A 25,612-nucleotide genomic window follows, 5' to 3' on the forward strand; every position below is an offset into this window, starting at 1 on the left:
GCGATCCACACCTCGGCGGGCAAGACGGCCGAGCCCTTCACAACACGACAAGGCTCCGTGTGCCGCGTGCACGGAGGTTCTCGGCACACTTGGAGTCAGGGCGGTGCTCCCAAAATGCACGAAGCGAATCGCACCCCGCGGTGGTCGGAACCGACCGACCGCGTGCTCAGAAAATCCGGCTGGTATCCGCAGCGTTCGGTGCCCACGGTCACCTGGGAAAGCATCCTGCGTGAGCGCGGTGGGTTTGTGGCGCATGAGGCCGCGCAGCGGTTCCTCGCGGAATTCGGCGGGCTGCACAATGACGGGTGGCCTGCTGGGCCGGATACGGCGAAGTCGCCTTTTCGGGTGGATCCGCTCAGGGCGCAGTGGGATCGTGCGACCTTTCACCGCTACAGCACGGAAGCCGGAGTTTCGCTGTACCCCGTCGGGCAGGCCAACAACCGTACGAGCTATCTCGCTGTGGCCGAGAACGGTGCCGTCTACCTCGGTGAGGAGGAGATCCGCCTGCTGGCACCGTCCGGGGACGAGGCGCTGGACAGGCTCGTGGGCACGCGCTGCAGTGGGTCCCAGCCGGGAGAAGTGACGTGGGTTGCCCGCCCTGTCCGTAACCTCCTCGGCGACGAAGCGGTGGCCGGGGACGGGGGCGACAGCTCCCGGTGGTCGGAGGCGACCAGCCGAACGCTGCGCCGAGCCGGCTGGTATCCGGGGCGAGCCGTTCCTGTCGATACGTGGGAGAAGATCCTTCACGACGCCGACGGAGGTTTCCGGATGCCGGACGCGGCGCGAACCTTCCTTGCCGAGTTCGGGGGAGTGGCTCTCGACCGGGAGGACTTGGCGTCCGTCGGAGGGCGGGGGCGGGATTTCCAGATCGATCCCTTGTTGGCCAAGTGGGACTTCGAGATCTTCGAGGAGATGAGCGAGGAGGTCGAGAATTACCTCTACCCCCTCGGCATGACGGACCGGGGAAACTTCTACCTGAGCATGACCGAAGGCGGTGAGGTCTACGTCGGTATGGATTACCCGAACCTACTTGCGGACAACGGCCACGAAGCGATGCGCAAGTTGATCGAAGGGTTGGGTTAGCCACCGGGGCGCATCACCAGCTGGCCGCCCTCACGGCACCCAGGGGAAGGAAGCCCCCGGGTGCCGCCCCGGCAAAGAGAGTTACTTGACGTTCACGCCCGTCCAGGCCGCCGCCACGCCCTTGGCCTCGGCCGAGTCCGCGCCGTACAGGTCCGTCGCCGCCTTCAAGGTGCCCTCGCGGGCCGCCTTGTAGTCCGTCGTCGTCGTGAAGTACGACGTCAGGGCCTTGAACCAGATCTTCTCTGCCTTGTCGCGTCCGATGCCCTCGACCTTGGAGCCGTCCGCGGTCGGGGAGTCGTACTTGACGCCGTTGATCTCCTTGGCGCCGCTGCCCTCCGAGAGGAGGTAGAAGAAGTGGTTGGCGATGCCCGAGGAGTAGTGGACGTCTACGTTGCCCGCCTCCGCGCTCCAGTTGTCCAGGGAGTTGCCGTCCTTGGAGGGCTTGTCCATGTAGCGCAGCGGCGTACCGTCGCCGTTGATGTCGATCTTCTCGCCGACCATGTAGTCCGGGACGTCCTCGGCGTTCTTGGCGTTGAACTCGACCGCCGCCGCGAAGATGTCCGACGTGGCCTCGTTCAGGCCGCCGGACTCACCGCTGTACTCCATGTTGCCGGTCGCGGAGGTGACGCCGTGCGTCATCTCGTGCGCCGCGACGTCCATCGACGTGAGCGGCTTCTTGTCGCCCTCACCGTCGCCGTACGTCATGCAGAAGCAGCTGTCGTCCCAGAAGGCGTTGACGTACGCGTTGCCGTAGTGGACGCGCGAGGTCGCGCCCTTGCCGTCGCCCTTGATGCCCTCGCGGCCGTGTACGGCCTTGTAGTAGTCCCAGGTCAACTGGGCGCCATAGGCGGCGTCGACGGCGGCGGTCTGGGGGTCCTCCGGCTTTCCGGTGCCCCAGGTGTCGTCCTCGTCCGTGACGAGCTTGCCCTCGCCGCTCTGGCTATGCGCCAGGTCGTACGTCGAGTGGCCGCCGCGCGAGTCGTCGGTCAGGTCGAAGCCGCTCGCGCCCTTCTTGGAGCCGACCTCGACGTCGCCGCTGTACTGGCTGTGGCCCGCGCCGTTCTCGATGGCCTGGTACTGGAAGAGCTTCTTGCCCGTGGCCGCGTCGGTGATGACGTGCAGCTTGCTGGGCGTGCCGTCCTTCTGGACGCCGGTGACGACGGTCTCGTGGGCGAGGACCGGCTTGCCGGACGCGGCCCAGACGACCTTGCGCGGGGTCTGCGCGTCCGCCTTCTTGGTGTCGCCGGACCTGGAGGCTGTGGACTCGGCGGACTTGGCCGCCGACTTGGCGCCGACCTTCGCGGAGGTCGACGCGACCTTGATGGTGGCCTTGGCCGCCTTGGTCACGCTCTTGACCGCGCCGCTCTTCGCGGCGTGGACGACCAGGTCGCCGCCGAGGACGGGCAGGCCGTCGTACGTGCGCTCGTAGCGGGTGTGCGTGGTGCCGTCACGGTCCTTGACGACGTCGCGTACGACGAGCTTCTCCTTGGCGCCGAGGCCGATCTTCTCGGCGGTGGCGGCCTTGTCCGCGTTCGCGTCCTGCAACAGGCCGGCGCGGGCCGTGGAGGAGAGTGCGATCGGTGCCCCGGAGGGCGCGGCCGCCCGGTCGGGCTGTGCGGATGCTCCGGTGGTCAGGCCGCCCGCGAGGAGGGCGCCTGCGGCAACAGCGGTGGCGATGGCCAGCGTTGAGCGCTTCCGGGATATGTGGGGGGTCACGCATGCTCCTTCGGTGGGGGGCCCGGACGGCATGGGGGACTGTCCGGGTTGAAAGATGCGGTGCGGGTGTACAGATGTTCTGTTGTGTCGTGCGAGGGAAGAGTGTCAGTTGGGCCAGGTTCATGTCAGGTACCTGACCGCAGGTTGGCCAGAAATCGTCCGTTGAGCGATGGTCCATGTACGCAATGCGAACGGCGCGTTACGCATCCGGCGGCCGCACATGGGTGCGCCGCTCCGGGGAGTCGGTCCACCCGGAGCGGCGCAGTCTGTATGTGCTCCCGTCAAGCCCGGTCAGGGCCTACGGGAACGTCAGCTTCCAGCTGTTGATGCGGCCGACGTCCTGCGCGGCCACGTCCTGCACCTTCAGCTTCCAGGTGCCGTTGGCCGCCTCGGACGAGGCGTTGACCGTGTAGGTCTCCTTGATGTTGTCCGCCGAGTCGTTCGCGCTCGAGTTCTTCAGGCGGTACGTCGAGCCGTCCGGGGCCACCAGGTCGACGACCAGGTCACCGCGCCAGGTGTGGACGATGTCCACCCCGACCTTCAGGGCGGCGGGCGCGTTGCCCGTGCGGCCGGTGACGTTGATGGACGAGGTGACGGCCGCGCCACGGTCCGGAATGGCGACGTCGGTGGTGTTCTCGAAGTCGGTGCCACCGCCGCCACCGGGACGCGCTCCGACGTTGACTCCGGCCCACGCGTGGGCCACCGCCGCGTACTCGGTGCTGCTGGTGCCGTACAGCTCACCGGCCACCGCGAGGGTCCCGGTGCGGGCCGCCGCGTAGTTGGTGGTCGTGGTGAACTTCGTCGTCAGCGCCTTGAACCAGATGAGCGACGCCTTGTCACGACCAATTCCGGCCACGGGCAGACCGTCCGAGGTGGGCGAGTCGTACGCGACGTCGTTGATGACCTTGGCGCCGCTGCCCTCGCTCAGGAGGTAGTAGAAGTGGTTGGCGACACCGGACGAGTAGTGCACGTCGATGTTGCCGATGCCCGAGTACCAGGAGTCCTTGGACGCGCCGTCCTTGGAGGGCTTGTCCATGTAGCGCAGCGGCGTACCGTCGCCGTTGATGTCGATCTTCTCGCCGACGTAGTAGTCGCCCTTGTCCTGCGCGTTGTTGGCGTGGAACTCCACGGCCGCCGCGAAGATGTCGGACGTCGCCTCGTTCAGGCCACCGGACTCACCGCTGTACGTCATGTTGCCGGTGGCCGCCGTCACGCCGTGGGTCATCTCGTGGGCGGCCACGTCGATGGACGTCAGGGGCTTGGCGTTCCCCGCGCCGTCGCCGTACGTCATGCAGAAGCAGGCGTCGGACCAGAACGCGTTGACGTAGTTGTTGCCGTAGTGGACCCGGGAGTACGCGCCGACGCCGTCACCCCGGATACCGGAGCGGCCGTGCACGTTCTTGTAGTAGTCCCAGGTCAGCGCCGCCCCGTAGTGGGCGTCCGCGCCGGCCGTCTCCAGATTGGATGCCTGGCCGTTGCCCCACACGTCGTCCGGCCCGGAGAAGAGCGTGCCGGTGCCCGACGTGCCGCGGTTCAGGTTGTACGTCTTGTGGCTGCCGCGACCGGTGTCGGTCAAGGTGTAGTTGGACCCCGACTGTGCCGTTCCCAGCGTGACTTGACCGCTGTACTGGGTGTTGCCCGTGCCGTTCTCGATGCCCTGCCACTGGAAGAGTTTCTTGCCGGTGGCCGCGTCCGTGATGACGTGCAGCTCGTTCGGGGTGCCGTCGTGCTGAAGGCCGCCGACCACCGTCTCGTACGCGAGAGTCGGCTCGCCCTCGGCCATCCAGACGACCTTGCGCGGCTCGCGGTCCGCGTCGGTCTTCTTCGACCCCTCGGCCTTCGCCGCGCCGAGCGCCTGCTTCTCGGCGGTCGCGGCCTTCACCTCGGCGCTGGTGTCGACGCCCTTGAGCTGTGCCTTCGCGGCCTTGGTGACGCCCTCGGTCTTCCCCGACTTCGCCTCGTCGACGACCAGGTCACCGCCGAGGACGGGCAGGCCGTCGTACGTGCGCTCGTAGCGCGTGTGCGTCGTGCCGTCGCCGTCCTTGGTGACGTCGCGTACGACGAGCTTCTCCTTGGCGCCGAGCCCCAGGTCCTTGGCCGTGTCCGCCTTGGTGGCGTTGGCGTCCTTGAGGAGCGCCGCACGCTGGGCGGGGGTGAGCTTCACGGGCAGGGAACCGGGGTCGGCCTTGCCTATCTTCGCGGCGGCCGGCGTCTTGGCCTGCGATATCGCGGGGTCGTCGGCGGACGCCGGGCCCGTCTGGAAGGCCACCGCGATGAGGGCGGCGACGGCGGTCAGGGCGCCCGCGGCGGTGGCGCGTCTGTGGGAGGCAGGTCTGTGAGAGGTGCTTCTCAACACGGACTCCTTCTGCGTGGCCGCGGGATACGCGGCCAGGGGGACCGGGCGGCGCGGTCGTGCCGTCCGGGCAGAACAAGGCAGAACGTGGAGCAAGGCAGAACGTGGAGCAAGGCTGAACGTGGAGCGAAGGTTGAACGTGGAGCCGGGAATCGAGGGGAAGAGTGGCACCGGCGCGCTCGGTTTGTCAGGAGTGCGTCAAGAGTTGGCCGGAACTGGTCCGCTGCCCGGTGGGCCACGTTCGATATACGGAGGGGTCGTCCGACGCAAAGGGCTCCGCATTGTTCGATGCGTGCCCCTTCCCGGCGCGCGGAGCGGCGTGGCTGATTCCGCACCCTCGGCTGGGTGCGGGTGATGGCCTGGAGCCTGTCGTTACCCCACCACGCTGTCCCGCCACGCCCGGTGCAGATCCGCGAACGACCCGTGCCCCGCGATGAGTTCGGCGGGGGCGCCGTCCTCCACGACGCGGCCGTGCTCCATCACGAGTACCCGGTCGGCGATCTCCACCGTGGAGAGCCGGTGGGCGATCACCACGGCGGTACGCCCGCGCAGCACCGTGTGCATGGCGCTCTGCACGGCCCGCTCGCCCGGGATGTCGAGCGAGCTGGTCGCCTCGTCGAGGATCAGCACGGCCGGGTCGGCGAGCAGCGCCCGCGCGAAGGCGACCAGCTGCCGCTGACCTGCGGAGATACGGCCACCTCTCTTGCGTACGTCGGTGTCGTAGCCGTCCGGCAGTGAGGTGATGAAGTCATGCGCGCCGATGGCCTTCGCCGCCTGTTCGATCTCCTCGCGGGTGGCGTCGGGGCGGCCGATGGCGATGTTCTCGGCGACGGTCCCGGAGAAGAGGAAGGCTTCCTGGGTCACCATGACGACACCGCGCCGCAGCTCGGCGTTGGCGAGGTCGCGCAGGTCGACCCCGTCGAGCAGGACGCGGCCCTCCGTCGGGTCGTAGAAGCGGGCCAGTAGCTTGGCGAGCGTCGACTTGCCCGCGCCGGTCGAGCCGACGACGGCGACGGTCTGCCCGGCGGGCAGCGTCAGGTCGAAGCGGGGCAGGACCTCGCCGCCGGTGCGGTAGGCGAACCGTACGCCGTCGAAGTCGACCGCGCGGCCCGGGTGTTCGGATGCCAGGGCGGGCAGCGGCCGGGCACGGTCGGGGTGCGGTTCGGGCACGGTGGGAGTCTGGGCGAGCAGCCCCGCGACCTTCTCCAGGGAGGCGGCGGCCGACTGGTAGGAGTTCAGGAACATCCCGAGCCGGTCGATCGGGTCGTACAGGCGCCGCAGATACAGCACGGCGGCGGCGAGGACACCTAGCGCGAGGGTGCCGTCGGTGACGCGGTAGGCGCCCCACAGGACGATGCCGGCGACGGCGGTGTTGGCGACGAGCCGGGAGCCGACGACGTACTGGGCCATCTCCAGCATCGCGTCGCCGTTGGCCCGCTCATGATGGCGGTTGAGGACGCCGAACTCGGCCTCGTTGGCGCGCTCGCGGCGGAACGCGCGGACCGGGCGGATGCCGTTCATCGTCTCGGCGAACTTCACGATGACGGAGGCGATCGCCGTGGACCGCCGCCCGAAGAGGGGGCCCGCGCGACGCTGGTAGCGGCGTACGAGGAGGTAGAGCGGTACGAACGACGCGACCGCCACCGCGCCGAGGCCCAGGTCGAGCCAGAGCAGCATCGCCGAGATGTAGACGAAGGACAGGATGACGGTGATCAGCTCCTGCAGCCCCTCGCTGAGGAGTTCCCGCAGGGATTCCACGTCGGTGGTGGACCGGGAGATGAGCCGCCCCGAGGTGTACCGCTCGTGGAAGTCCACGCTGAGGGCCTGCGCGTGCCGGAAGATCCGCCCGCGCAGATCGAGCAGCACGTCCTGGTTGACGCGGGCGGAGGCCACGATGAACGCGTACTGGAAGGCGCCGGACGCGGCCGCGCAGAGCAGATAGCCGACGCCGATGGCGATCAGCGGGCCGTAGTCGTCGGCGCGGACGGCGGGCACGCCACGGTCGATGGCGTACGCGACGAGAAGCGGCCCGCCCTGCACGGCGGCCTGCTGCAGCAGAAGCAACATGGCCGCGACCAGGACGCGCCCACGAAGGGCCGAGAGCAACGATCGGAGCAGGGTGGTGGTGGCGCCGGGGGGTGCGGGGAGGGTGTCCTGGTCGAAGTGGTCGGCGGGGGCGCTGCCGGGATCCCGTTCGCCGCTCGGGGGCTGCTGGGGGCGCCGGACCTCGTCCAGGACGGGAGTCTTGTCCGGAGCCGCGGTCCGTGACGCCGGTGTCGAAGCGGTCATCGTGCGGCCTCACCCTCCGCGGACACGGGGCCCGCCTGTCCGTTCGCATGCGCGCCCCCTGCTGTCGGCGGTGGGCCCTCGGGTGCTGTCAGCGGTGGGCCCTCGGGCACCGACCCCGCTCCCCGCGCCGCGGAAGCGGACCCCGCCTCTGCTGTCGCGGCAGCTGTCCCTGCCTCTGCTGTCGCAGGGGCGATGCGCGCCTCTGCTGTCGCGGCAGCTGTCCCTGCCTCTGCTGTCGCAGGGGCGATCCGCGCCTCGGCTGTCGCAGGAGCGATCCGCGCCTCGGCTGTCGCAGGAGCGACCCGCGCCTCGGCTGTCGCGGGTGGGATCCCCGCTTCCGGTGTCGCGGGTGCGGCCCCCGCTTCCGGTGTCGCGGGTGCGGCCCCCGCTTCCGGTGTCGCGGGTGCGGCCCCCGCTTCCCGTGTCGCGGGAGCGACCCCCGCTTTCCCCGTCGCGGGAGCGACCCCCGCCCCCGACATCAGCCACGCGTACTCCGCGTTCCCCCGCAGCAGTTCCTGGTGCGTGCCCACCGCGGTGATCCTGCCTTCGGAGAGCAGGGCGACGCGGTCCGCCAGTTGGACCGTGGAGGGGCGGTGGGCCACCACCAGGGCCGTCGTGTCCTTCAGGACGCGTCGCAGGGCCGCCTCCACCAGGGCCTCCGTGTGGACGTCCAGCGCCGAGAGCGGGTCGTCGAGGACCAGGAAGCGCGGGCGGCCCACCACCGCGCGGGCCAGCGCGAGGCGTTGGCGCTGGCCGCCGGACAGGCTCAGGCCCTGCTCGCCGACCTGCGTGTCCGTGCCCTGCGGCAGGGCGTGGGCGAAGTCCGCCTGGGCCACCTCGAGCGCGCGCTCCAACTCCGCTTCACCGGCGGCCTCTTCGGCGCCCATGAGGACGTTCTCGCCCACCGTCGCGGAGAACAGCGTCGGCTCCTCGAAGGCGACCGCCACCAGCGTGCGCAGCCGCTCGCGGTCCATCTCCACGATGTCCTCGCCGTCCAGCGTGATGCGGCCCCCGCTCACCTCGTGCAACCGCGGCACGAGCGCCGTCAGCGTCGTCTTGCCGCTGCCCGTCGCGCCGACCAGGGCGAGGGTCTCGCCGGGGCGCACGTGCAGGTCGACGCGGTCGAGCGCGGGCGGCGCGTCGGCGGGCGCGTCCGGATAGCGGAACTCCACCCCGTGGAAACGGAGTCCGGTCGCCGCGGAGCCCCCACCGCAAGACGTGACCTCCGTGGCCGTTTCCGGCTCCGCGTCCATCACCTCGAAGTACCGCTCCGTGGCCGTCGCCGACTCCTGGCTCATCGCCAGCAGGAACCCGATGGACTCCACCGGCCAGCGCAGCGCGAGCGCCGTGGAGAGGAACGCGACCAGCGTGCCCGTCGACAGACCGCCGTCCGCCACCTGCACCGTCCCGAGGACCAGCGCTGCACCGATCGCGACCTCCGGCAGCGTCATGATGACCGCGTTGATCGCCGCGAGCAGCCGCGCCTTGGCCAGCTCCGTGCCCCGCAGCGTGTGCGAGAGCTCGCGGAAGGCGCGCGCCTGACTGCGGTGGCGGCCGAAGCCCTTGATGATGCGGATGCCGAGCACGCTCTCCTCGACGACCGTCGTCAGATCACCGACCTGGTCCTGCGCCCGCCGCGCCACGGCCATGTACCGGCCCTCGACGTACGCGCAGACGATCATCAGCGGGACCAGCGGGGACAGCAGCACGAGCCCGAGCGCCCAGTCCTGCGCCAGCAGGATGGCCATGCCGACCACGATCGTCGTCCCGTTCACGACCAGGAACGTCAGCGGGAAGGCGAGGAACATCCGCAGCAGCATCAGATCCGTGGTGCCGCGCGACAGCAACTGGCCCGAGGCCCACCGGTCGTGGAAGGCCACGGGAAGCCGTTGCAGATGGCGGTAGAGATCCGCCCGCATCGCCGCCTCGACCGAGGCGAGCGGCCGGGCCACCAGCCACCGCCGCAGACCGAAGAGCAGCGCCTCCGCGAAACCGAGCAGAAGCAGCAGCAGGGCCCCGAGCCACACCCCACCGAGGTCACGGTCGGCCACCGGCCCGTCCACGAGCCACTTCAGTACGAGGGGGAAGACGAGCCCCGTACAGGAGGCGAGGATGGCGACGAACGCCGCGCCGAACAGGCGGGTTCGGACCGGGCGCACGTACGGCCACAGCCGCAGCAGCGTCCGCGCGGCGGACCCGCCGCCCTGCCCCTCGCCGGGCTGCTCGGCGGACTCCTCGCCGGGCTCCTCGGCGGTCGACTTGGTCGGTGCATCTGGTTTCGGCATCAGGAGCGAGCCTACGGATGGCCACTCACACAGCCCACCGAGTTTTGACCCGTTGCCGGTCGTCCGCTGGTCCTAAGGCCCGAGGACGAGCAGGGGTCGTACTTCTCCATCAACCGATCGGCTGATGCCGCTTCGAGCGCGATGGGCGATGCCCCGCACCCCGTCCAGCGGCGAGGCTCGACCCATGCCCATCATCGAAGTGCGGGACCTGCGCAAGGAATACGGCGGACGGGCCGTCGTCGACGGTGTCTCCTTCACCGTCGAGGAAGGCGAGATCTTCGGCGTCCTCGGGCCGAACGGCGCCGGCAAGACCACCACCGTGGAGTGCGTCGAGGGCCTGCGTGTCCCCGACGCCGGAACCGTCCGCGTCGCCGGGCTCGACCCCGTCGCCGACCACGACCGCGTCACGCACATCCTCGGCGCCCAGCTCCAGGAGAGCGAGCTGCAGGCCAAGCTCACCGTGCGCGAGGCACTCGAGCTGTACGCCGCGTTCTATCCGAGTCCCGCGGACTGGCGGCCCCTCGCCGAACGCCTGGGCCTGAGCGACAAGTTGGACAGCCGCTTCGGCAAACTCTCCGGTGGCCAGAAGCAGCGCCTGTTCATCGCGCTCGCCCTGATCGGGAACCCGAGAGTCGTCGTGCTGGACGAGCTGACCACCGGGCTCGACCCGCGCGCCCGCCGCGACACCTGGCAGCTCATCGAGGACGTACGCGACAGCGGCGTCACCGTCCTCCTGGTCACCCACTTCATGGAGGAGGCCCAGCGCCTCTGCGACCGCATCGCGGTCATCGACCAGGGGCGCGTCGCCGCGCTCGACAGCCCCGCGGGCCTCATCAGCCGGGCCGCGGGATCGACCGTCATGTCCTTCACGCCGTCCGCGCCGCTCGACGAGCGGGAGCTCGCCGCGCTGCCGCAGGTGATCTCCGTCGATCAGCGTGACGGCCGCTACACCCTGAACGGCACCGACGAGACCGTCGACGCCGCCATCACACTGCTCGCCCGGAACCGCATCACCGCCCATCAACTCCGGGTCTCCGACGCCACGTTGGACGACGCGTTCCTCGACCTCACGGGAGCATCGGCATGAGCGCCGCCGTCACCGCACCCCACTCCGTCGCACCGCGCAGGGCGTCGGCCGCCGTGCTCAGGGCCGAGTTCCGGATCTTCCGCCGCGAGCCCGGCTCCCTCTTCTGGATCATGGCGTTCCCCACGATCCTCCTGGCGATCCTCGGCTCGATCCCCTCCTTCCGGGAACCAACGGACACGCTCGGCGGGCTCAGGTCGGTCGACGTGTACGTCCCCGTGACGGTGCTGCTCTCCCTGATCATGGCGGGCCTGCAGGCCATGCCGCCGCTGATCACCGGCTACCGCGAACGCGGCATCCTGCGCCGCATGTCGGCGACGCCGGTCCGCCCCTCCGCCGTGCTCGGCGCGCAGATGGGCCTCCACGGCGCCGCCGCGCTCGTCTCGTCCCTGCTCTCGCTGGCCGTGGGCCGCCTGGTCTTCGACGTGACCCTGCCGCGCCAGGCCTTCGGCTACGCGATCGCGCTGCTCCTCGCCATCCTGTGCGGGCTCGCGCTCGGCGCCGTGGTCTCCGCGATCTCCCGTACGACGAAGGCGGCGACCGCGATCGGCTCCGCCGTCTTCTTCCCGATGATGTTCTGCGCGGGCGTCTGGCTGCCGGTGCAGGCCATGCCGGACGCGCTCGCCCGCATCGTGGAGGTCACACCGCTCGGCGCCGCCGCCCAGGCCCTGGGCGAGGCCGCGGCAGGCGACTGGCCCGGATTCGCCCACCTCGGCGTGCTCGCGCTGTGGACCGTGGTCCTCTCGGCGGCGGCAGCGCGCTGGTTCCGGTGGGAGTGATCCTGGAAGTGAGCTGAGGGCGGGGCGCGAAGTGACCGACACTGGGACCGTGAGTACGAGTACGGCGGACGCCACCCAGATGATCGAGCAGCGCTGGGGCATGTTCTTTCGCTGGGGCCCCTACGTCCTGCTCGGCTTCGGCACCGTCATGTCCGTCGCCACGAGCGGCGTCATCGGCATGAGCCGCGACGCGTGGTACGTGGTGGGCGCCCTGATCGTCGCGGCGCTGGCGCTCCAGCTGTGGTGGGGGCCACTGGCCCGCTCACGTCCCGGCCCCTCGACCGCCGGCATCGTCTACTACGCCCTGCGCTGGGCGATCGCCTTCGTCCTCACCTGGATCAACCCGTTCTTCGCGTTCTTCGCCATCGTCGGCTACTTCGGCACCGAGCGGCTGCTGCCGCCACGCCTGGTCAAGCCCGGCCTGTTCGCCACCGCCGTCATCATGGCGGGCTCCCAGTCGGGCGGGCTGCCGCCCCACGGCGACCTGGGCTGGGCCGTGTTCGGCGCGCTGCTCGCGGTGAACGTCGCGCTGCTCACCGTCTTCGCCCACCTCGCGGCGCAGGAGGACCAGCGCGCTCTCGACGCCGCGGCCACCATCGTCGAACTGGAACACACCAACACCGCTCTTCAGCAGGCCATGGACGAGAACGCCGCTCTGCACGCCCAACTCCTCGTCCAGGCACGGGAAGCGGGGGTCGCCGACGAGCGGCGCAGGATCGCCGCCGAGATCCACGACACCATCGCGCAGGGGCTCACCGGCATCATCGCCCAGCTCCAGGTCGTCGCGGCCGCGTCCGACGAGACTCTGGCCCGCGAGCATCTGGGCCGCGCGGCGGACCTGGCCCGGCACAGCCTTGGCGAGGCCCGCCGCTCCGTCCACAACCTCTCCCCGACGGCCCTGGAGCACGACGCGCTTCCCGAGGCGTTGAAGAAGACGGTCGCGGAGTGGTCCGAACGCACGGGTGTACGCGGCGACTTCACGGTCACCGGAGCCGCCGAGCCGCTGCACGAGGAGATCGAGGCCACCCTCCTGCGCATCGTCCAGGAGGCCCTGTCCAACGCCACCCGGCACGCCGACGCCGGCCGCTTGGGCGTCACCCTCTCGTACATGGAGGGCGAGGTCGCACTGGACGTACGTGACGACGGCCGCGGCTTCGATCCGCTGGACCTGGTGCGGCGCAGCGGCTCCGGCGGCTTCGGCCTTGACGGGATGCGGGCGCGCGCCGAACGCGTCGCGGGCTCGTTCACCGTCGAGTCGGAGCCGGGGCACGGCACCGCGCTGTCGGCTCGCGTACCGTTGGTCCGCCATGGCTGACGTGATCACTCTCCTCATCGTCGACGACCATCCCGTCGTACGGGACGGTCTGCGCGGCATGTTCCGCTCGGACCCCTGCTTCGAGGTGCTCGGCGAGGCGGCCGACGGCGTCGAGGCTCTCGCCCTGGTGGAGCGGCTCGACCCGGACGTCGTCCTGATGGACCTGCGGATGCCGGGCGGGGGCGGTGTCGACGCGATCGCCGAGCTGAACCGGCGTGGCTCCCGTGCCCGGGTCCTGGTCCTCACCACGTACGACACGGACTCCGACACGCTGCCCGCGATCGAGGCGGGGGCGACGGGCTACCTCCTCAAGGACGCGCCCCGCGACGACCTGTTCACCGCGGTCCGCGCGGCGGCCCAGGGCCGCACGGTCCTGTCACCCGCCGTCGCGTCCCGGCTCGTCTCACGCGTGCGTGCCCCCGGCAACGAACCGCTGAGCACCCGTGAACGGGAAGTGCTCGCGCTCGTCGCCAAGGGCACGTCGAACCGTGCGATCGCCGCGGAACTCTTCATCAGCGAGGCCACGGTCAAGACCCATCTCACGCATATCTACGGCAAGTTGGGCGTCAAGGACCGGGCCGCGGCGGTGGCCACGGCGTACGGCCGCGGCATTCTCGGCTGACCCCCCGGGGTCAGGCGCGCTGCCAGAGGGCCGGCGTGTTCGGCGGCTCCCAGCCGGGCTGAGCCTGGTGCCCCTGGAGGCAGCGATAGGTGGACCCGCCGTAGGTGACGGAGTCACCCGGGGCGTAGACCTTGCCCGCGGCCCACGTGCCGCCCGGGTCGGGGTCGCCGGGGCCGGGGTCGCCGCCACCCGTGGTCTTCAGCGTCAGGCCGAACTGCTGAAGGAGCGGATTGATCGGCTGGTGGAAGGTCGTGCCGCCGCTGCGGCAGTCACCCGAGCCGCCCGAGGTGACGCCCTGCGCCTGGCTGCCGGATATGTAGGAGCCGCCCGAGTCGCCGGGCTCCGCGCAGACCGTCGTGCGCGTCACGCCGCTGATGGTGCCCTCGGGGTAGGTGACGCTGGTGTTGTGCTGCTGGATCGTGCCGCAGTGCCACCCCGTCGTGGAGCCGGAGCGGCAGATCGACGCACCCACCGGGGACTGCGTGGAGCCCCCGACGCCGACCCGCTGCCCGCCCTGGCCCTTCACGTACGGGGTGGCGGTCCACTGGGAGTTGGTGGCGACCCAGGCCATGTCCCTGCCGGGGAAGACGGACGCCTGGAACGTGCCCTGGGCCACCTGGTTGTAGCCGGTCGTCGCGGTGCCCGCGCGCCCGCAGTGGCCCGCCGTGGCGAAGCCCTGCTGGGTGCCCTTGGTGACCGGGAAGCCGATGGAACACCGGCCGCCCATGTAGTAGGCGTCGCCGCCCACGAGGTCGTAGAGCGGACGCGGCCGTTCCCGGGTCTTCTCGACGCGTACGAGGGAGGGGGCGAGGCCGGCCGCGGAGACGAGGGAGCGTGCGGCGCCCGGCCGCAGGGCACGCAGGACGACGGAGTTGGACGGCACGTCGACGTACCGGACGGGGGCGTCACGCGTGGCGCTGCTGTCCGCGACGTGGTCCAACCGTGCCTTGGCGGAGTCGAGTTGGGCCAGGGAATGCCGCACGACCTCGGCCCGCGCACCCCGGGCCTCGATCCTCGGCACATCGGAGGCGTCGGTGGTGGCCACGGTGAGCCGCGCCGAGGTGGCGCCGCTCACCCAGGCGCCCGCGAAGTCACGGCCGACGGCAACCCGCAGGGCTCCCGCGACGGCACCGGCCTCGGCCTCATTGACCAGACGAGCCTCGGCCTGCGCCGAGGTGAGACCGAGGTCCCGCTGCATGGCCTTCAGGACCTCGGGCGACGTCTTGCCGACGGCGGCGGTCTCGGCGGCGGTCTCGACGGGGGAGGGCGAACCCTGGGCATGGGCGGTACCGGGCAGCCCGGCAAGAACAAGCGCACCGAGCACGGCACAGGCCGCGGCGGAGCGTCTGCGATGGATGGGAGGCATGGGGGCATCTCCTCGATGAGTGCGAGGGGGACGAGCGGACCGACGAGGGAACGGCCAGCGGGATGGCCCACACCGTAGAACGCTCAACGTCCGTGCATCAGCTGTCAGTTGACCCCTGTCCTTGGCGTTATGGGAGCCGGGGAGGAGCGGTGGGGTGCGTTTGCCGGACGTAGGAAGGGTGCGGCGCCGGAAGGGGCGGGGAGATAACGGGGGCGAGGCGCGGCGCGGACGGGGGTGTGGTGATGACGAGGGGCCGTCCGGCTACGGGAGGCGGGCGGTTGCCCGGCCTAGGAACTGTGCGGCGAGGGTGCGGGGAGGGCAGGGGAGTGCGGCGAGGTGCCGCCGCCTCCAGAAGGGCGGCGAGGGCGGCGGGTGGGTCGCCGTGGCCTGTGGTTGCCCGCTGCGGCGTGTGCCGCGGGCGCAGACTCCGGGCGGGGTGGCGAAGCCGCGGTGCCGTTTCGGGACGTGATGCGCGGCCCCGTTACGGGGTGAAGCTTGGCCCCACTACGGCAGTTGGGGTGAAGGCGTCGCCAGCCATGCCGTGTAGCTTTCGCTGCGGGTCGTGGCTTCGGTGTGGGCCGCTCTGGCCTGGGTGAGGACCTCGGGGGCGGTGTCGTGGGAGCGGGCCGCCGGGTGCCAGCCGAGCAGGTGGCGCCAGTACAGCGGCGCCCCGGAGAGCGGGCGGGTCACCAGGCCCGGCGTCGGCGGGAACGTCGCCCGGCACAGGCCGACCGCCCGGCCGACCTGGACCAGGTGCACGCAGGACGCCACGTCCGTCTCGTAGACGGATGACGGCGTGAACCCTGCTCGCGCGCACGCCGCCGTGAAGCAGTCCGCGAAGCAGCCGTCACCCGGCACGTCCGTCCACGCCTCGCCCGCGAGTGCCGCGAGGTCGATCTCCTGGCGGTCGGCCAAGGCGTGGCCCGTGGGCAGCATGACGAACACCGGGTCACGGGCGACCTCCCGCCACACCAGGAACTCGTTCTCCGGCGGGGTACTCGCCCCGCACGTCCCCACCAGCGCGAAGTCGAGGAGCCCCTCGGCCGTGCGGGACGCGATCTCCCGCTCCGACCAGGAGGTGTGGGTCGTCACCGGCACCCCCGGGTACGCCGCGGCGAGCCGGTCCACGAGCCCGCCGAGCAGCGGCCCGTGCGTCGCCCCGAGCCGGAACCCGCCGCCGCCCTCCCAGGCCCGGCCGAACCGCAGCGCCTCCTCCCGCAGGCCCGTCACAGCGGGCAGGACCACCCGTGCGCGGGCCAGCACGAACTCCCCGAGCGCCGTCGCCCGCACCCCGTGCCGCCCCCGCTCGAACAGCTCCCCTCCCAAGGCGCGCTCGATCCGCTTCAACTGCGCGCTCAGGGCGGGCTGCGCGAGCCCGAGCGCGGTGGCGGCCTTGGTCAGGCTGCCCGCGTCGGCGATCGCCCGGATCGTCTTCAGGTGCCTCAACTCCAGGTCCATGGGCTGAGCTTGACCCGTGCGGGACAGCGCTGCAATGGGCAGGTACGGACCAATGCGGACCGCCTCCAGGCGCCCTCAGCCCCACCCGCGCCCTCAGCCCTCACCCCCCGCCACGTCGTCCCGCACCCGCAGCAACAGCACCGACCGCGCGGCGACCGTGACCGGGGAGCCGGCGCGCAGCACCGTACCCGGCGCGTCCCCCTGCTCCTCCAGGGACGTGTCCACCACCACCTCGTACGCCCGCGCCCACGGCGGCCCCGGCAGCACGAAGCTCGCCGCACGGCTCCCCGCGTGCAGGACAGCGAGGAAGCTGTCGTCGACGACCGGCGCGCCCCGGGCATCACGCCCGGGAATGTCACGGCCGGACAGATACATGCCGAGCGTCGCGGCAGGCGCGTACCAGTCGCCCTCCGTCATCTCCCTCCCGCGCGCCGTGAACCACGCCAGATCCCGCAGCCCGTCCGCCGAATGCGCACGCCCAGAGAAGAACGCCCGCCGCCGCAGCACGGGATGCCGGTGCCGCAACGAGATCAGACGGGACGTCAGCTCGAAGAGCGCCGCCCATTCCGGCTCGTCCAGCAGCCCCCAGTCCACCCAACTGACCTCGTTGTCCTGGCAGTAGGCGTTGTTGCTGCCCCGCTGCGTGCGCCCCATCTCGTCCCCGGCGACCAGCATCGGCACCCCCGTCGAGAGCAGCAGCGTCGTCAGCAGATTGCGCAGCTGCCGCCGCCGCAGCCGCGCCACCCCCGCGTCCGCCGTCTCACCCTCCACGCCGCAGTTCCACGACCGGTTGTCGTCCGAACCGTCCCTGTTCCCCTCCCCGTTCGCCTCGTTGTGCTTGCGCTCGTAACTCACCAGGTCCCGCAGCGTGAACCCGTCGTGCGCCGTCACGAAGTTCACCGACGCGTACGGCCTGCGCCCGCCCCACGCGTAGAGGTCACTCGACCCGGAGAGCCGGTACCCCAGATCCCGCACATCGGGCAGCGCCCCCCGCCAGAACTCCCGCACCGCGCCTCGGTAGCGGTCGTTCCACTCCGTCCACAGCGGAGGAAAGGCCCCCACCTGATAACCGCCGGACCCCACGTCCCACGGCTCGGCGATCAGCTTCACCCGCCGCAGGACCGGGTCCTGCGCGATCACCGCGAGGAAAGGCGACAGCATGTCGACGTCATGGAACGAGCGGGCCAGGGCCGCCGCGAGGTCGAAGCGGAAACCGTCCACCCCCATCTCGGTCACCCAGTAGCGCAAGGAGTCCGTGATCAGCCGCAGCACATGCGGCTGCACCACCTGGAGCGTGTTCCCGCAGCCCGTGTAGTCCGCGTACCGCCGCGCGTCCGACGGCTGCACCCGGTAGTACCCGCGGTTGTCTATGCCCTTGAGCGACAGCGTCGGGCCGAGCTCCCCCGCCTCCGCCGTGTGGTTGTAGACCACGTCCAGGATCACCTCGATCCCGGCCTCGTGCAGCGCCCGCACCATCCGCCTGAACTCGCCGACCTGCTCCCCCCTCGTACCCGACGCCGCGTACGCCGCGTGCGGCGCGAAATAGCCGATCGAGTTGTAGCCCCAGTAGTTCTTGAGCCCCCGGCGCAGGAGATGGTCCTCGTGCGCGAACTGGTGCACCGGCAGCAGCTCCACCGCCGTCACCCCGAGCCGTACGAGATGGCCGACCGCCGCCGGATGTGCGAGCCCCGCGTACGTACCCCGCAGCTCCTCCGGAATCCCCGGGTGCAGCTTGGTGAAGCCGCGTACGTGGACCTCGTAGATGACCGAGTCCGCCCACGGCGTCTTCGGGCGCCGGTCGTCGGCCCACTCGTCGTCCGGCGCGTCGTCGTGCACGACCACACCCTTGGGGACGTACGGCGCCGAGTCCCGGTCGTCCCGGACGGTGTCGGCCACGTGCTGCTGGGGCCAGTCCCGCACATGCCCGTACACCTCGGGCGGCAGCCCGTGCGTCGCGAAGTCGCCGTCCACCGCGCGCGCGTACGGGTCGAGGAGCAGCTTCGCCGGGTTCCAGCGGGCCCCCGTCCACGGGTCCCAGCGGCCGTGCACGCGATAGCCGTAGCGCTGGCCCGGCCGGACGCCCGGCACGAAGCCGTGCCATATCTCGTGCGTCAGCTCGGTCAGCGACGTGCGCGTCTCGACGCCACGCTCGTCGAACAGGCAGAGCTCGACGGCCTCCGCACCCCCCGCCCACAGCGCGAAGTTGGTGCCGGCGACGCCGTCCGGCCCCACTCTGTACCGCGCGCCGAGCGGCGTCGGCGCCCCCGGCCACGCGGGCAGCCCGCGCGCCGGCGGGGCACCGCGCGGCGCCCCGCGCACCTCCTTGGACGTCCCGTTCACGGCGGGGGCCTTGCCGTTCCCCGCGGCCGCGCCCGTCCCGCGCCGCCCACCCCTGAGTGCTTCCTGTTCGGCTGCGCTGGACACCCATTCGCCTCCTGCGGCTCGACCCCTGCCGCGTCCCGGCGGCGTGGGCTTACCCGACCGGACGGCACGTGTGGACCCGATGGCCCGTGCCGTCCTCCCCACTGTTCTGCCCAGCGCGTGCGTCGCACTCACGTTTCCCCAGGAGGGGGACCGTCGTTGGGACGGACGTGAGACAGGTAGCGAGGCGCGCTCGGCGCGCAGGGGCCGCGCTGGCCGCCGTAATGACATGGGCAGGACTGCTGGCCGGGGCCGCGGGATGCAGCGGTGACGGCGGTGGCGTCGACCGGCTGATGGGCAAGCCACGGTCGCCCGCCGACGCGATCCGGGTGACCCCCGACGACGGCAGCAAAGGAGTCAAGGCGGACGAACGGCTCCAGGTCGAGGTCCCCGACGGACGCCTCGAATCGGTGAAGGTCGTCCGGGTGCAGGACGCGCAGGAGGCTCCGGTGCCGGGCCGCATCGACGAGGACGGCATGACCTGGAAGCCACTGGACGAGGACGGCCTCGCGCTCGCCGCGAAGTACACGGTGGACGCCGTCGCCCTCGACGGCCACGGCCGCCGCTCGGCCCGCCACACGACCTTCACGACGGCCGTCCCCGACGAGCGGTTCATCGCCTACGTGTCACCGGAGAACCGCTCCACCGTCGGCACCGGCATGATCGTCTCCCTGGAGTTCAACCAGGAGATCGAGAACCTCGACGCCGTCCAGCGCGCCATCAGCGTCACCGCGAAGCCGGAAGTCGACGTGAAACCGCACTGGTTCGGCAGGACCCGCGTGGACTTCCGCCCCGAGAAGTACTGGAAACCCGGCACGAAGGTCACCATCGGACTGCGCCTGCGCGACGTCGAGGCCGCCCCCGGCGTCTACGGCCTCCAGGACAAGAGCTTCTCGTTCACGGTCGGCCGCAGCCAGACCTCCCTGGTCGACGCCGCGGATCGCACGATGGAGGTACGCCGCGACGGCGAGATCCTCTCCACGGTGCCGATCACCGCCGGGGCCCCCAAGACCCCCACGTACAACGGGAAAATGGTGGTCACGGAGATGCTGGAGGTGACCCGGATGAACAGCCGCACCGTCGGCTTCGGCGGCGAGTACAACATCCCCGACGTCCCGCACGCGATCCGCCTGACGACCTCCGGCACCTTCCTGCACGGCAACTACTGGGCCCCGAACGCGCCGGGCAACACGAATGTCAGCCACGGCTGCGTGGGCCTGCGCGACGTGAAGGGCGGCAGTTCCCAGACCCCCGCGGGGTGGTTCTTCGACCGGACCCTGATCGGCGACGTGGTGGAAGTCGTCAACAGCGATGACAAGAAAGTCGCTCCCGACAACGGGCTCGGTGGCTGGAACATGGAGTGGAAGGACTGGACGGCGCCGCCCGGGACGAAGCCGAAGGCCGATCCCACGAACGGGCGCTGAGGCAGGGTCCGTACCCCATGCGCAGTTGGGACTGAACGGTGACATTGGCGGGGAGTCATCCGTCAGGGCCGTGTGGTTATCTAGCGCAGGCGCGTGTCTGTGCGCGCTGAGGCACTGGGGTGCGGGCCTGACCAGGCCGTGCGAGGGGAGACACATCGTGAACGGGCGACCGATATCGGGGACGTCGGTTGGTGCGCGGGGGAGCGCACGACGACGGGGGACCAAGGGCCTCTTTGCGGTGGCATCGGGTGTGACGCTGCTGTTGGTCACGGCATGCGGCGGGGGCGGCGGCTCGGACTCCGGCAGCGACGGCGAGGGCAAGGCGGCCGACAAGAACGCGCCGTCGACGGCGGTGGTGACCATAGCTCCGAAGGACGGCGCCGATGCGGTGGCCACCAGCGGCGCACTGAAGATAGCCGCCGACAAGGGCAAGCTCTCCCAGGTCAAGGTCGAGGACAGCAAGGGCAATCCGGTCCCGGGCAAGATCACCTCGGGCGGCGCGAGCTGGACCCCGGCGCACCACCTCGCCGCCTCCACGAAGTACAAGGTCCACGCGATAGCCAAGGACTCCGAGGGGCGTGAGTCCGCCAAGGACACCACCTTCACGACGCTGACCCCGAAGAACACCTTCATCGGGCAGTTCACGCCGGAGGACGGCTCGAAGGTCGGCGTCGGAATGCCGTTCTCCGTCCACTTCAACCGCGGGATCACCGAGCCCGAGGACGTCGAGAAGGCCATCAAGATCAAGACCGAGCCGGCCGTGGACGTCGAGCCGCACTGGTTCGGCAACGACCGCATCGACTTCCGCCCCGAGAAGTACTGGAAGGCGGGCACGAAGGTCACCGTCGACCTCAACCTCGACGGTGTCGAGGGCCGCCCCGGGGTCTACGGCGAGCAGGCCAAGACCCTGAAGTTCACCATCGGCCGCAGCCAGGTCTCCACCGTCGACGCCAAGTCGCACCAGATGAAGGTCGTCAGGGACGGCAAGCAGATCAAGAAGATCCCGATCACCGCGGGCGCCCCCGGTACGACGACGTACAACGGCCAGATGGTCATCAGCGAGAAGCTCCAGGTCACGCGCATGAACGGCGAGACCGTCGGCTTCGGCGGCGAGTACGACATCAAGGACGTCCCGCACGCGATGCGCCTGTCCACCTCGGGCACGTTCATCCACGGCAACTACTGGTCGGGCGGCGCCTTCGGCAACACGAACGCCAGCCACGGCTGCATAGGCCTGAGCGACGTGCGCGGCGGCTACAGCAAGAAGACGCCCGCCGGATGGTTCTTCGAGAACTCACTCATCGGGGACCTCGTGGTCGTGAAGAACTCCGCGGACAAGACGATCCAGCCCGAGAACGGCTACAACGGCTGGAACATGTCCTGGGAGAAGTGGAAGGCCTGACCGGCCGACCGGGATCACACCCCGGCCACATGTCGCCGTCATGCGGGGCACGGCTAACGTGCCCCGCATGACATCTGTGCATCTCGAAGTCGCCGAAGGCGTCGGCACGATCCGCCTCGACCGCCCCCCGATGAACGCGCTCGACATCGCCCTCCAGGACCGGCTCAAGGAGCTGGCCGAAGAGGCGACCCGGCGTGACGACGTACGCGCCGTGATCATCTACGGCGGCGAGAAGGTGTTCGCCGCGGGCGCGGACATCAAGGAGATGCAGGCCATGGACCACGCGGCGATGGTCGCGCGGTCCAGGGCGCTGCAGGACTCCTTCACCGCGGTCGCCCGTATCCCCAAGCCCGTCGTCGCCGCCGTCACCGGCTACGCGCTCGGCGGCGGCTGCGAGCTGGCTCTCTGCGCCGACTTCCGCATCGCCGCCGACAACGCCAAGCTCGGCCAGCCGGAGATCCTGCTCGGCCTGATCCCCGGCGCGGGCGGCACCCAGCGGCTGGCCCGCCTGGTGGGCCCGTCCAAGGCCAAGGACCTCATCTTCACCGGCCGCATGGTCAAGGCCGAAGAGGCGCTCACCATCGGCCTGGTGGACCGGGTCGTGCCCGCCGCCGAGGTGTACGAGCAGGCGCACCAGTGGGCCGCGCGGCTCGCACAGGGGCCCGCGCTCGCGCTGCGCGCCGCCAAGGAGTCCGTGGACGCGGGCCTGGAGACGGACATCGACACCGGGCTCGCCATTGAACGCACCTGGTTCGCCGGTCTGTTCGCCACCGAGGACCGCGAGCGGGGCATGCGCAGCTTCGTCGAGGAGGGTCCAGGCAAGGCGAAGTTTCTCTGAAACGACGCACGAAGTACCGCCGGTGCACGCCCAGTTGAGGCCACGTCAGCCAAAGCGTCCCCCGAAGGAGCGGATTATGCGAGGCTTAAGAGAACCTTAAGCCTGCCTTGCCCGCGGCCGTAAGTGATCACCCGTAAGCGGGTAGTCATCGCAGGTCAGCGAGGGTGTCGCAGGGGCTTGTCTGCCTCTGGCATATGCCCACCCGGCCCCCCGGAATGGATGGTTCCGGGGGGCTTATTCCGTCGGAACGGCCCCGGAACCCGTTCCGTGCGGCCATGATGGGGGGCATGGCGGGGCTGGAGGGTATCGAACAGCCGCGGCGACACGGGAGTGCGACCGCGGCGCGCTGGTCGCCGGCGGTTGAGGACGAACACGCGCTCAAGGCGCTCGAGTTGTTCGGCAATCCGACGGACGGAGAGGTTCCGCTGCCGTCGCGTCCGGAGTCCGCCGCCATCGCGCGCAGGCTCGCCCAGGTCGTGGTGCTCCGGCACTGGGGGCTCTCCCCGAAGCTGACCGAGGACGCGGTGCTCCTCACCTCCGAACTCGTCGGCAACGCCGTGCGGCACACCGGCGCACGCGTCTTCGGCCTGCGCATGATGCGGCGGCGCGGCTGGATCAGGATCGAGGTGCGCGACCCCTCGCGCGGCCTGCCCTGCCTGATGCCCGTCCAGGAACTCGACCTCAGTGGCCGCGGCCTCTTCCTCGTCGACAAGCTTTCCGACCGGTGGGGCGTGGACCTGCTGCCGCGCGGCAAGACGACGTGGTTCGAGATGCGGGTCGCCGACCGCTGAGGCGACGCCGGGGCGGCCGCCGGCACGCGAAAGCCCCCGGTCGCCGGTTACGGCATCGCGGGGGCCTGCGCGGAGCGCCGTGGACTAAGGGGTGTGGTCCACGACGCCGGAACGACCTGAGCCCGGGTCAATGGGGGTCGTGGCCCCGACTATGGCAGACGGGGCCCGGCGATCCAAAAGTCCCTATCCGGGTATATGGGGGCAAAACGGGGCAGTGTAAATGTGAATCCTTGGTGAGCTGGGACACCTGCCTGGTAAACGCTGGTTAAGTTCTGGCTGTGACAGGTGTTCCGCAAGGGCAGATGGCGCGGCGCACACCCTCGCCCCGCCGACCCGAAGGGCGCGCAGGAGGGCAATAAACGGCTTTCGCCCTCTTTGCCCATTAAATGGTCGCGTGACCGAGACCGACCGCCGTGGAGCCCTGCGCACGGGAGCCGGACTGGCCGTCGCGGGCGCGCTCACCGCAGGCTGCTCCTCCTTCGGAGCCGCCCCCGCGGACCAGGCCGCTCCCGCCGCCCGCTACCCCGCCGCGAAAACACCCCGAGCCGCCCCCGCACCCCGCCGCTTCCCCGGCCTCCCCGACCAGATCGCGCACAGCCCCCGCGGCCGGCCCCAGGTCGCCCTCACCTTCCACGGCCAGGGCGACCCGGCCACCGCACGCTCCCTGCTCACCATCGCCGAGCAGGCGGACGCGAAGATCACCGTCCTCGCCGTCGGCAGCTGGCTCGACGAACACCCCGAACTCGCCCGCCGCATCCTCGACGGCGGCCACGACCTCGGCAACCACACCCACCACCACCGCACCATCAACGCGCTGCCCGAGGCCGAAGCCCACGCGGAGATCACCGGCTGCGCCGAACGCCTGCGCCGCCTCACCAGCTCCATCGGCACCTGGTTCCGCCCCTCCAGAGCCGCGACCGCGACCCCCCTCGTCGCCCGCCTCGCCCGCCGCGCCGGCTACCCGCACGTCCTGTCGTACGACGTCGACTCCCTCGACTTCACCTCGCCCGGCGCCCAGGCCGTCACCCGCAAGATCACCTCGGAGGTGCGCCCCGGTTCCGTCGTGAGCCTGCACTTCGGGTACGCGGACACGGTCGCCGCGCTCCCCGCCGTCCTGGAAGAACTGGACCGCCGCGACCTGCGCGCGGTGACGACCACGGAGTTGCTGACCTGATGACCCTCCATCTGAACCTCACCCGGCGCACCGCGGCGGTCGTCGCCGCCGGTGCCGTCGTCACCGCCGCGCTCGCCGGCTGTGCCGGCGACGCCCGCGAGAACGAGGCCCTGAGCACCAAGGGCGTCCAGAAGCCCGCCGAGTCCAAGGCTCCGCCCGGACTGCCCGGCATGCCGCCCGTCCTCGACCCCAAGGACGTCTACGCGGCCGACCGCCCGAACAAACTCTCCCCGGTGGTCAAGGACTTCCCCTCCCGGGTCTACGTCCCCAACACCAACTCCAACACCGTCTCGGTCATCGACCCCAAGTCGTACGAAGTGATCGACACGATCGATGTCGGGGTCCAGCCCCAGCACGTCGTCCCCTCCTGGGACATGAAGACGCTCTGGGTCAACAACAACCGCGGGCACACGCTCACCCCCATCGACCCCAAGACCGGCAAGGCGGGCAAGCCTGTCGACGTGCACGACCCGTACAACCTCTACTTCACGCCCAACGGCAAATACGCGATCGTGATGGCGTCGATGGACCGCGAGCTCGTCTTCCGCGACCCGCACACCATGAAGAAGGTCAGGACCGAACCGGTCAGCTGCTACGGCGTCAACCACGCCGACTTCTCCGCCGACGGCCGCTACTTCATCGTCTCCTGCGAGTTCTCGGGCGAACTCCTGAAGGTCGACACCGAGAAGATGAAGGTGGTCGCCCAGCAGAAGCTGCCCTTCGAGGGCGCCATGCCGCAGGACGTGAAGATCTCGCCCGACGGCAAGACCTTCTACGTCGCCGACATGATGGCCCACGGCATGTGGGTCCTGAGCGGCGAGAAGTTCGACAAGCCGAAGCTCCTGCCGACGGGCAAGGGCACCCACGGTCTGTACGTCAGCCGGGACTCGCGCGAGATGTACGTGTCCAACCGCGGCGAGGGCACCGTCTCGGTGTTCGACTTCGCCAAGAACAAGCTCACCAAGAAGTGGAAGCTCCCCCAGGGCGGCAGCCCCGACATGGGTGGAGTGTCGGCGGACGGCAACACCCTCTGGCTGTCGGGGCGTTACGACTCCGAGGTGTACGCCATCGACACCCGCACCGGCGTCCAGACGGCCCGCATCCCCGTCGGCGGCGGCCCGCACGGCCTCGCGGTCTACCCGCAGCCCGGCCGCTACTCCCTCGGCCACACGGGGATCTTCCGCTGAGCTGTTCAACGGTTGACCACAGCGG

General features: G+C 70.6%; 17 protein-coding genes and 1 pseudogene. 11 read left to right on the forward strand and 7 right to left on the reverse strand.

Features of this window, described 5'->3' with window-relative positions:
- Nucleotides 1-114: 114 nt before the first annotated feature.
- Nucleotides 115-1,083: an SUKH-3 domain-containing protein gene (locus tag ABXJ52_RS25880; RefSeq protein WP_367045062.1), complete on the forward strand. Its 969-nt coding sequence runs from the start codon at nucleotides 115-117 to the stop codon at nucleotides 1,081-1,083.
- A gap of 81 nt (nucleotides 1,084-1,164) precedes the next feature.
- Here the strand turns inward: ABXJ52_RS25880 and ABXJ52_RS25885 are convergent, their stop codons facing one another.
- The 4 genes and pseudogenes from ABXJ52_RS25885 to ABXJ52_RS25900 all read right to left on the reverse strand — a co-directional run.
- Nucleotides 1,165-2,799, reverse strand: coding sequence for a M4 family metallopeptidase (locus tag ABXJ52_RS25885; RefSeq protein ID WP_367045063.1), 1,635 nt, complete (start codon nucleotides 2,797-2,799; stop codon nucleotides 1,165-1,167).
- Between the two features lie 298 nt (nucleotides 2,800-3,097).
- Nucleotides 3,098-5,152: a M4 family metallopeptidase gene (locus ABXJ52_RS25890; RefSeq protein WP_367045064.1), complete on the reverse strand. Its 2,055-nt coding sequence runs from the start codon at nucleotides 5,150-5,152 to the stop codon at nucleotides 3,098-3,100.
- Nucleotides 5,153-5,524: 372 nt separating this feature from the next.
- Nucleotides 5,525-7,441: an ABC transporter ATP-binding protein gene (locus ABXJ52_RS25895; RefSeq protein ID WP_367045065.1), complete on the reverse strand. Its 1,917-nt coding sequence runs from the start codon at nucleotides 7,439-7,441 to the stop codon at nucleotides 5,525-5,527.
- 467 nt (nucleotides 7,442-7,908) lie between these two features.
- Nucleotides 7,909-9,726, reverse strand: a pseudogene (locus ABXJ52_RS25900) (ABC transporter ATP-binding protein); the annotation flags it as partial.
- Nucleotides 9,727-9,910: 184 nt separating this feature from the next.
- Between ABXJ52_RS25900 and ABXJ52_RS25905 the strand changes: the two are divergent.
- The 4 genes from ABXJ52_RS25905 to ABXJ52_RS25920 all read left to right on the forward strand — a co-directional run bounded on the left by ABXJ52_RS25905 (nucleotide 9,911) and on the right by ABXJ52_RS25920 (nucleotide 13,526).
- The gene (locus tag ABXJ52_RS25905) at nucleotides 9,911-10,813 is read left to right on the forward strand and encodes an ABC transporter ATP-binding protein (protein ID WP_367045066.1); all 903 of its coding nucleotides are present in this window, start codon (nucleotides 9,911-9,913) and stop codon (nucleotides 10,811-10,813) included.
- On the forward strand, nucleotides 10,810-11,589 hold the full coding sequence (locus tag ABXJ52_RS25910) for an ABC transporter permease (RefSeq protein ID WP_367045067.1): 780 nt from the start codon (nucleotides 10,810-10,812) through the stop codon (nucleotides 11,587-11,589). The genes ABXJ52_RS25905 and ABXJ52_RS25910 overlap by 4 nt, the downstream gene beginning before the upstream one ends.
- A 79-nt stretch (nucleotides 11,590-11,668) precedes the next feature.
- Nucleotides 11,669-12,904 (forward strand): sensor histidine kinase, encoded by a 1,236-nt coding sequence (locus tag ABXJ52_RS25915; protein ID WP_367049272.1) that lies wholly within the window; start codon nucleotides 11,669-11,671, stop codon nucleotides 12,902-12,904.
- Complete coding sequence (locus tag ABXJ52_RS25920) at nucleotides 12,897-13,526, forward strand: response regulator transcription factor (RefSeq protein ID WP_367045068.1); 630 nt, start codon at nucleotides 12,897-12,899, stop codon at nucleotides 13,524-13,526. Before ABXJ52_RS25915 ends, ABXJ52_RS25920 begins: the two co-directional genes overlap by 8 nt.
- A gap of 10 nt (nucleotides 13,527-13,536) precedes the next feature.
- Here the strand turns inward: ABXJ52_RS25920 and ABXJ52_RS25925 are convergent, their stop codons facing one another.
- The 3 genes from ABXJ52_RS25925 to glgX form a co-directional block, all read right to left on the reverse strand.
- Nucleotides 13,537-14,892, reverse strand: coding sequence for a carbohydrate-binding protein (locus ABXJ52_RS25925; RefSeq protein WP_367045069.1), 1,356 nt, complete (start codon nucleotides 14,890-14,892; stop codon nucleotides 13,537-13,539).
- Between the two features lie 504 nt (nucleotides 14,893-15,396).
- Nucleotides 15,397-16,350, reverse strand: a complete 954-nt coding sequence (locus ABXJ52_RS25930; RefSeq protein WP_367045070.1) for a LysR family transcriptional regulator — start codon at nucleotides 16,348-16,350, stop codon at nucleotides 15,397-15,399.
- A 93-nt stretch (nucleotides 16,351-16,443) separates the two neighbouring features.
- Entirely contained in the window at nucleotides 16,444-18,774 is a 2,331-nt protein-coding gene (glgX, locus tag ABXJ52_RS25935) for a glycogen debranching protein GlgX (protein WP_367045071.1), read from the reverse strand.
- 221 nt (nucleotides 18,775-18,995) lie between these two features.
- Between glgX and ABXJ52_RS25940 the strand changes: the two genes are divergently transcribed.
- The 6 genes from ABXJ52_RS25940 to ABXJ52_RS25965 all read left to right on the forward strand — a co-directional run bounded on the left by ABXJ52_RS25940 (nucleotide 18,996) and on the right by ABXJ52_RS25965 (nucleotide 25,587).
- Entirely contained in the window at nucleotides 18,996-20,195 is a 1,200-nt protein-coding gene (locus tag ABXJ52_RS25940) for an Ig-like domain-containing protein (RefSeq protein WP_367045072.1), read from the forward strand.
- A 157-nt stretch (nucleotides 20,196-20,352) separates the two neighbouring features.
- Nucleotides 20,353-21,597 (forward strand): Ig-like domain-containing protein, encoded by a 1,245-nt coding sequence (locus tag ABXJ52_RS25945; RefSeq protein WP_367045073.1) that lies wholly within the window; start codon nucleotides 20,353-20,355, stop codon nucleotides 21,595-21,597.
- Between the two features lie 67 nt (nucleotides 21,598-21,664).
- Entirely contained in the window at nucleotides 21,665-22,435 is a 771-nt protein-coding gene (locus tag ABXJ52_RS25950; RefSeq protein ID WP_367045075.1) for an enoyl-CoA hydratase-related protein, read from the forward strand.
- A gap of 287 nt (nucleotides 22,436-22,722) precedes the next feature.
- Nucleotides 22,723-23,226 carry an ATP-binding protein gene (locus tag ABXJ52_RS25955; protein WP_367045076.1) on the forward strand — a complete coding sequence of 168 codons (504 nt, stop codon included), beginning with the start codon at nucleotides 22,723-22,725 and terminating at the stop codon, nucleotides 23,224-23,226.
- Nucleotides 23,227-23,620: 394 nt separating this feature from the next.
- Entirely contained in the window at nucleotides 23,621-24,400 is a 780-nt protein-coding gene (locus ABXJ52_RS25960; RefSeq protein WP_367045077.1) for a polysaccharide deacetylase family protein, read from the forward strand.
- A complete protein-coding gene (locus tag ABXJ52_RS25965; protein WP_367045078.1) occupies nucleotides 24,400-25,587 on the forward strand; it encodes a PQQ-binding-like beta-propeller repeat protein in 1,188 nt (395 codons plus the stop codon). The genes ABXJ52_RS25960 and ABXJ52_RS25965 overlap by 1 nt, the downstream gene beginning before the upstream one ends.
- The last annotated feature ends 25 nt before the right edge of the window (nucleotides 25,588-25,612 follow it).

The sequence above is a fragment of the Streptomyces sp. Je 1-332 genome (assembly GCF_040730185.1).
GTDB lineage: Bacteria > Actinomycetota > Actinomycetes > Streptomycetales > Streptomycetaceae > Streptomyces.

Excerpts from the sequence above, each read along its gene's own strand:
- ABXJ52_RS25965 (WP_367045078.1), top strand. The coding sequence starts at position 24,400 with ATGACCCTCCATCTGAACCTCACCCGGCGCACCGCGGCGGTCGTCGCC.
- ABXJ52_RS25905 (WP_367045066.1), top strand. The coding sequence starts at position 9,911 with ATGCCCATCATCGAAGTGCGGGACCTGCGCAAGGAATACGGCGGACGG.
- ABXJ52_RS25950 (WP_367045075.1), top strand. The coding sequence starts at position 21,665 with ATGACATCTGTGCATCTCGAAGTCGCCGAAGGCGTCGGCACGATCCGC.
- ABXJ52_RS25895 (WP_367045065.1), bottom strand. The coding sequence starts at position 7,441 with ATGACCGCTTCGACACCGGCGTCACGGACCGCGGCTCCGGACAAGACT.
- ABXJ52_RS25880 (WP_367045062.1), top strand. The coding sequence starts at position 115 with ATGCACGAAGCGAATCGCACCCCGCGGTGGTCGGAACCGACCGACCGC.
- ABXJ52_RS25955 (WP_367045076.1), top strand. The coding sequence starts at position 22,723 with ATGGCGGGGCTGGAGGGTATCGAACAGCCGCGGCGACACGGGAGTGCG.
- ABXJ52_RS25925 (WP_367045069.1), bottom strand. The coding sequence starts at position 14,892 with ATGCCTCCCATCCATCGCAGACGCTCCGCCGCGGCCTGTGCCGTGCTC.
- ABXJ52_RS25910 (WP_367045067.1), top strand. The coding sequence starts at position 10,810 with ATGAGCGCCGCCGTCACCGCACCCCACTCCGTCGCACCGCGCAGGGCG.
- ABXJ52_RS25930 (WP_367045070.1), bottom strand. The coding sequence starts at position 16,350 with ATGGACCTGGAGTTGAGGCACCTGAAGACGATCCGGGCGATCGCCGAC.
- ABXJ52_RS25920 (WP_367045068.1), top strand. The coding sequence starts at position 12,897 with ATGGCTGACGTGATCACTCTCCTCATCGTCGACGACCATCCCGTCGTA.
- ABXJ52_RS25940 (WP_367045072.1), top strand. The coding sequence starts at position 18,996 with ATGACATGGGCAGGACTGCTGGCCGGGGCCGCGGGATGCAGCGGTGAC.
- ABXJ52_RS25915 (WP_367049272.1), top strand. The coding sequence starts at position 11,669 with ATGATCGAGCAGCGCTGGGGCATGTTCTTTCGCTGGGGCCCCTACGTC.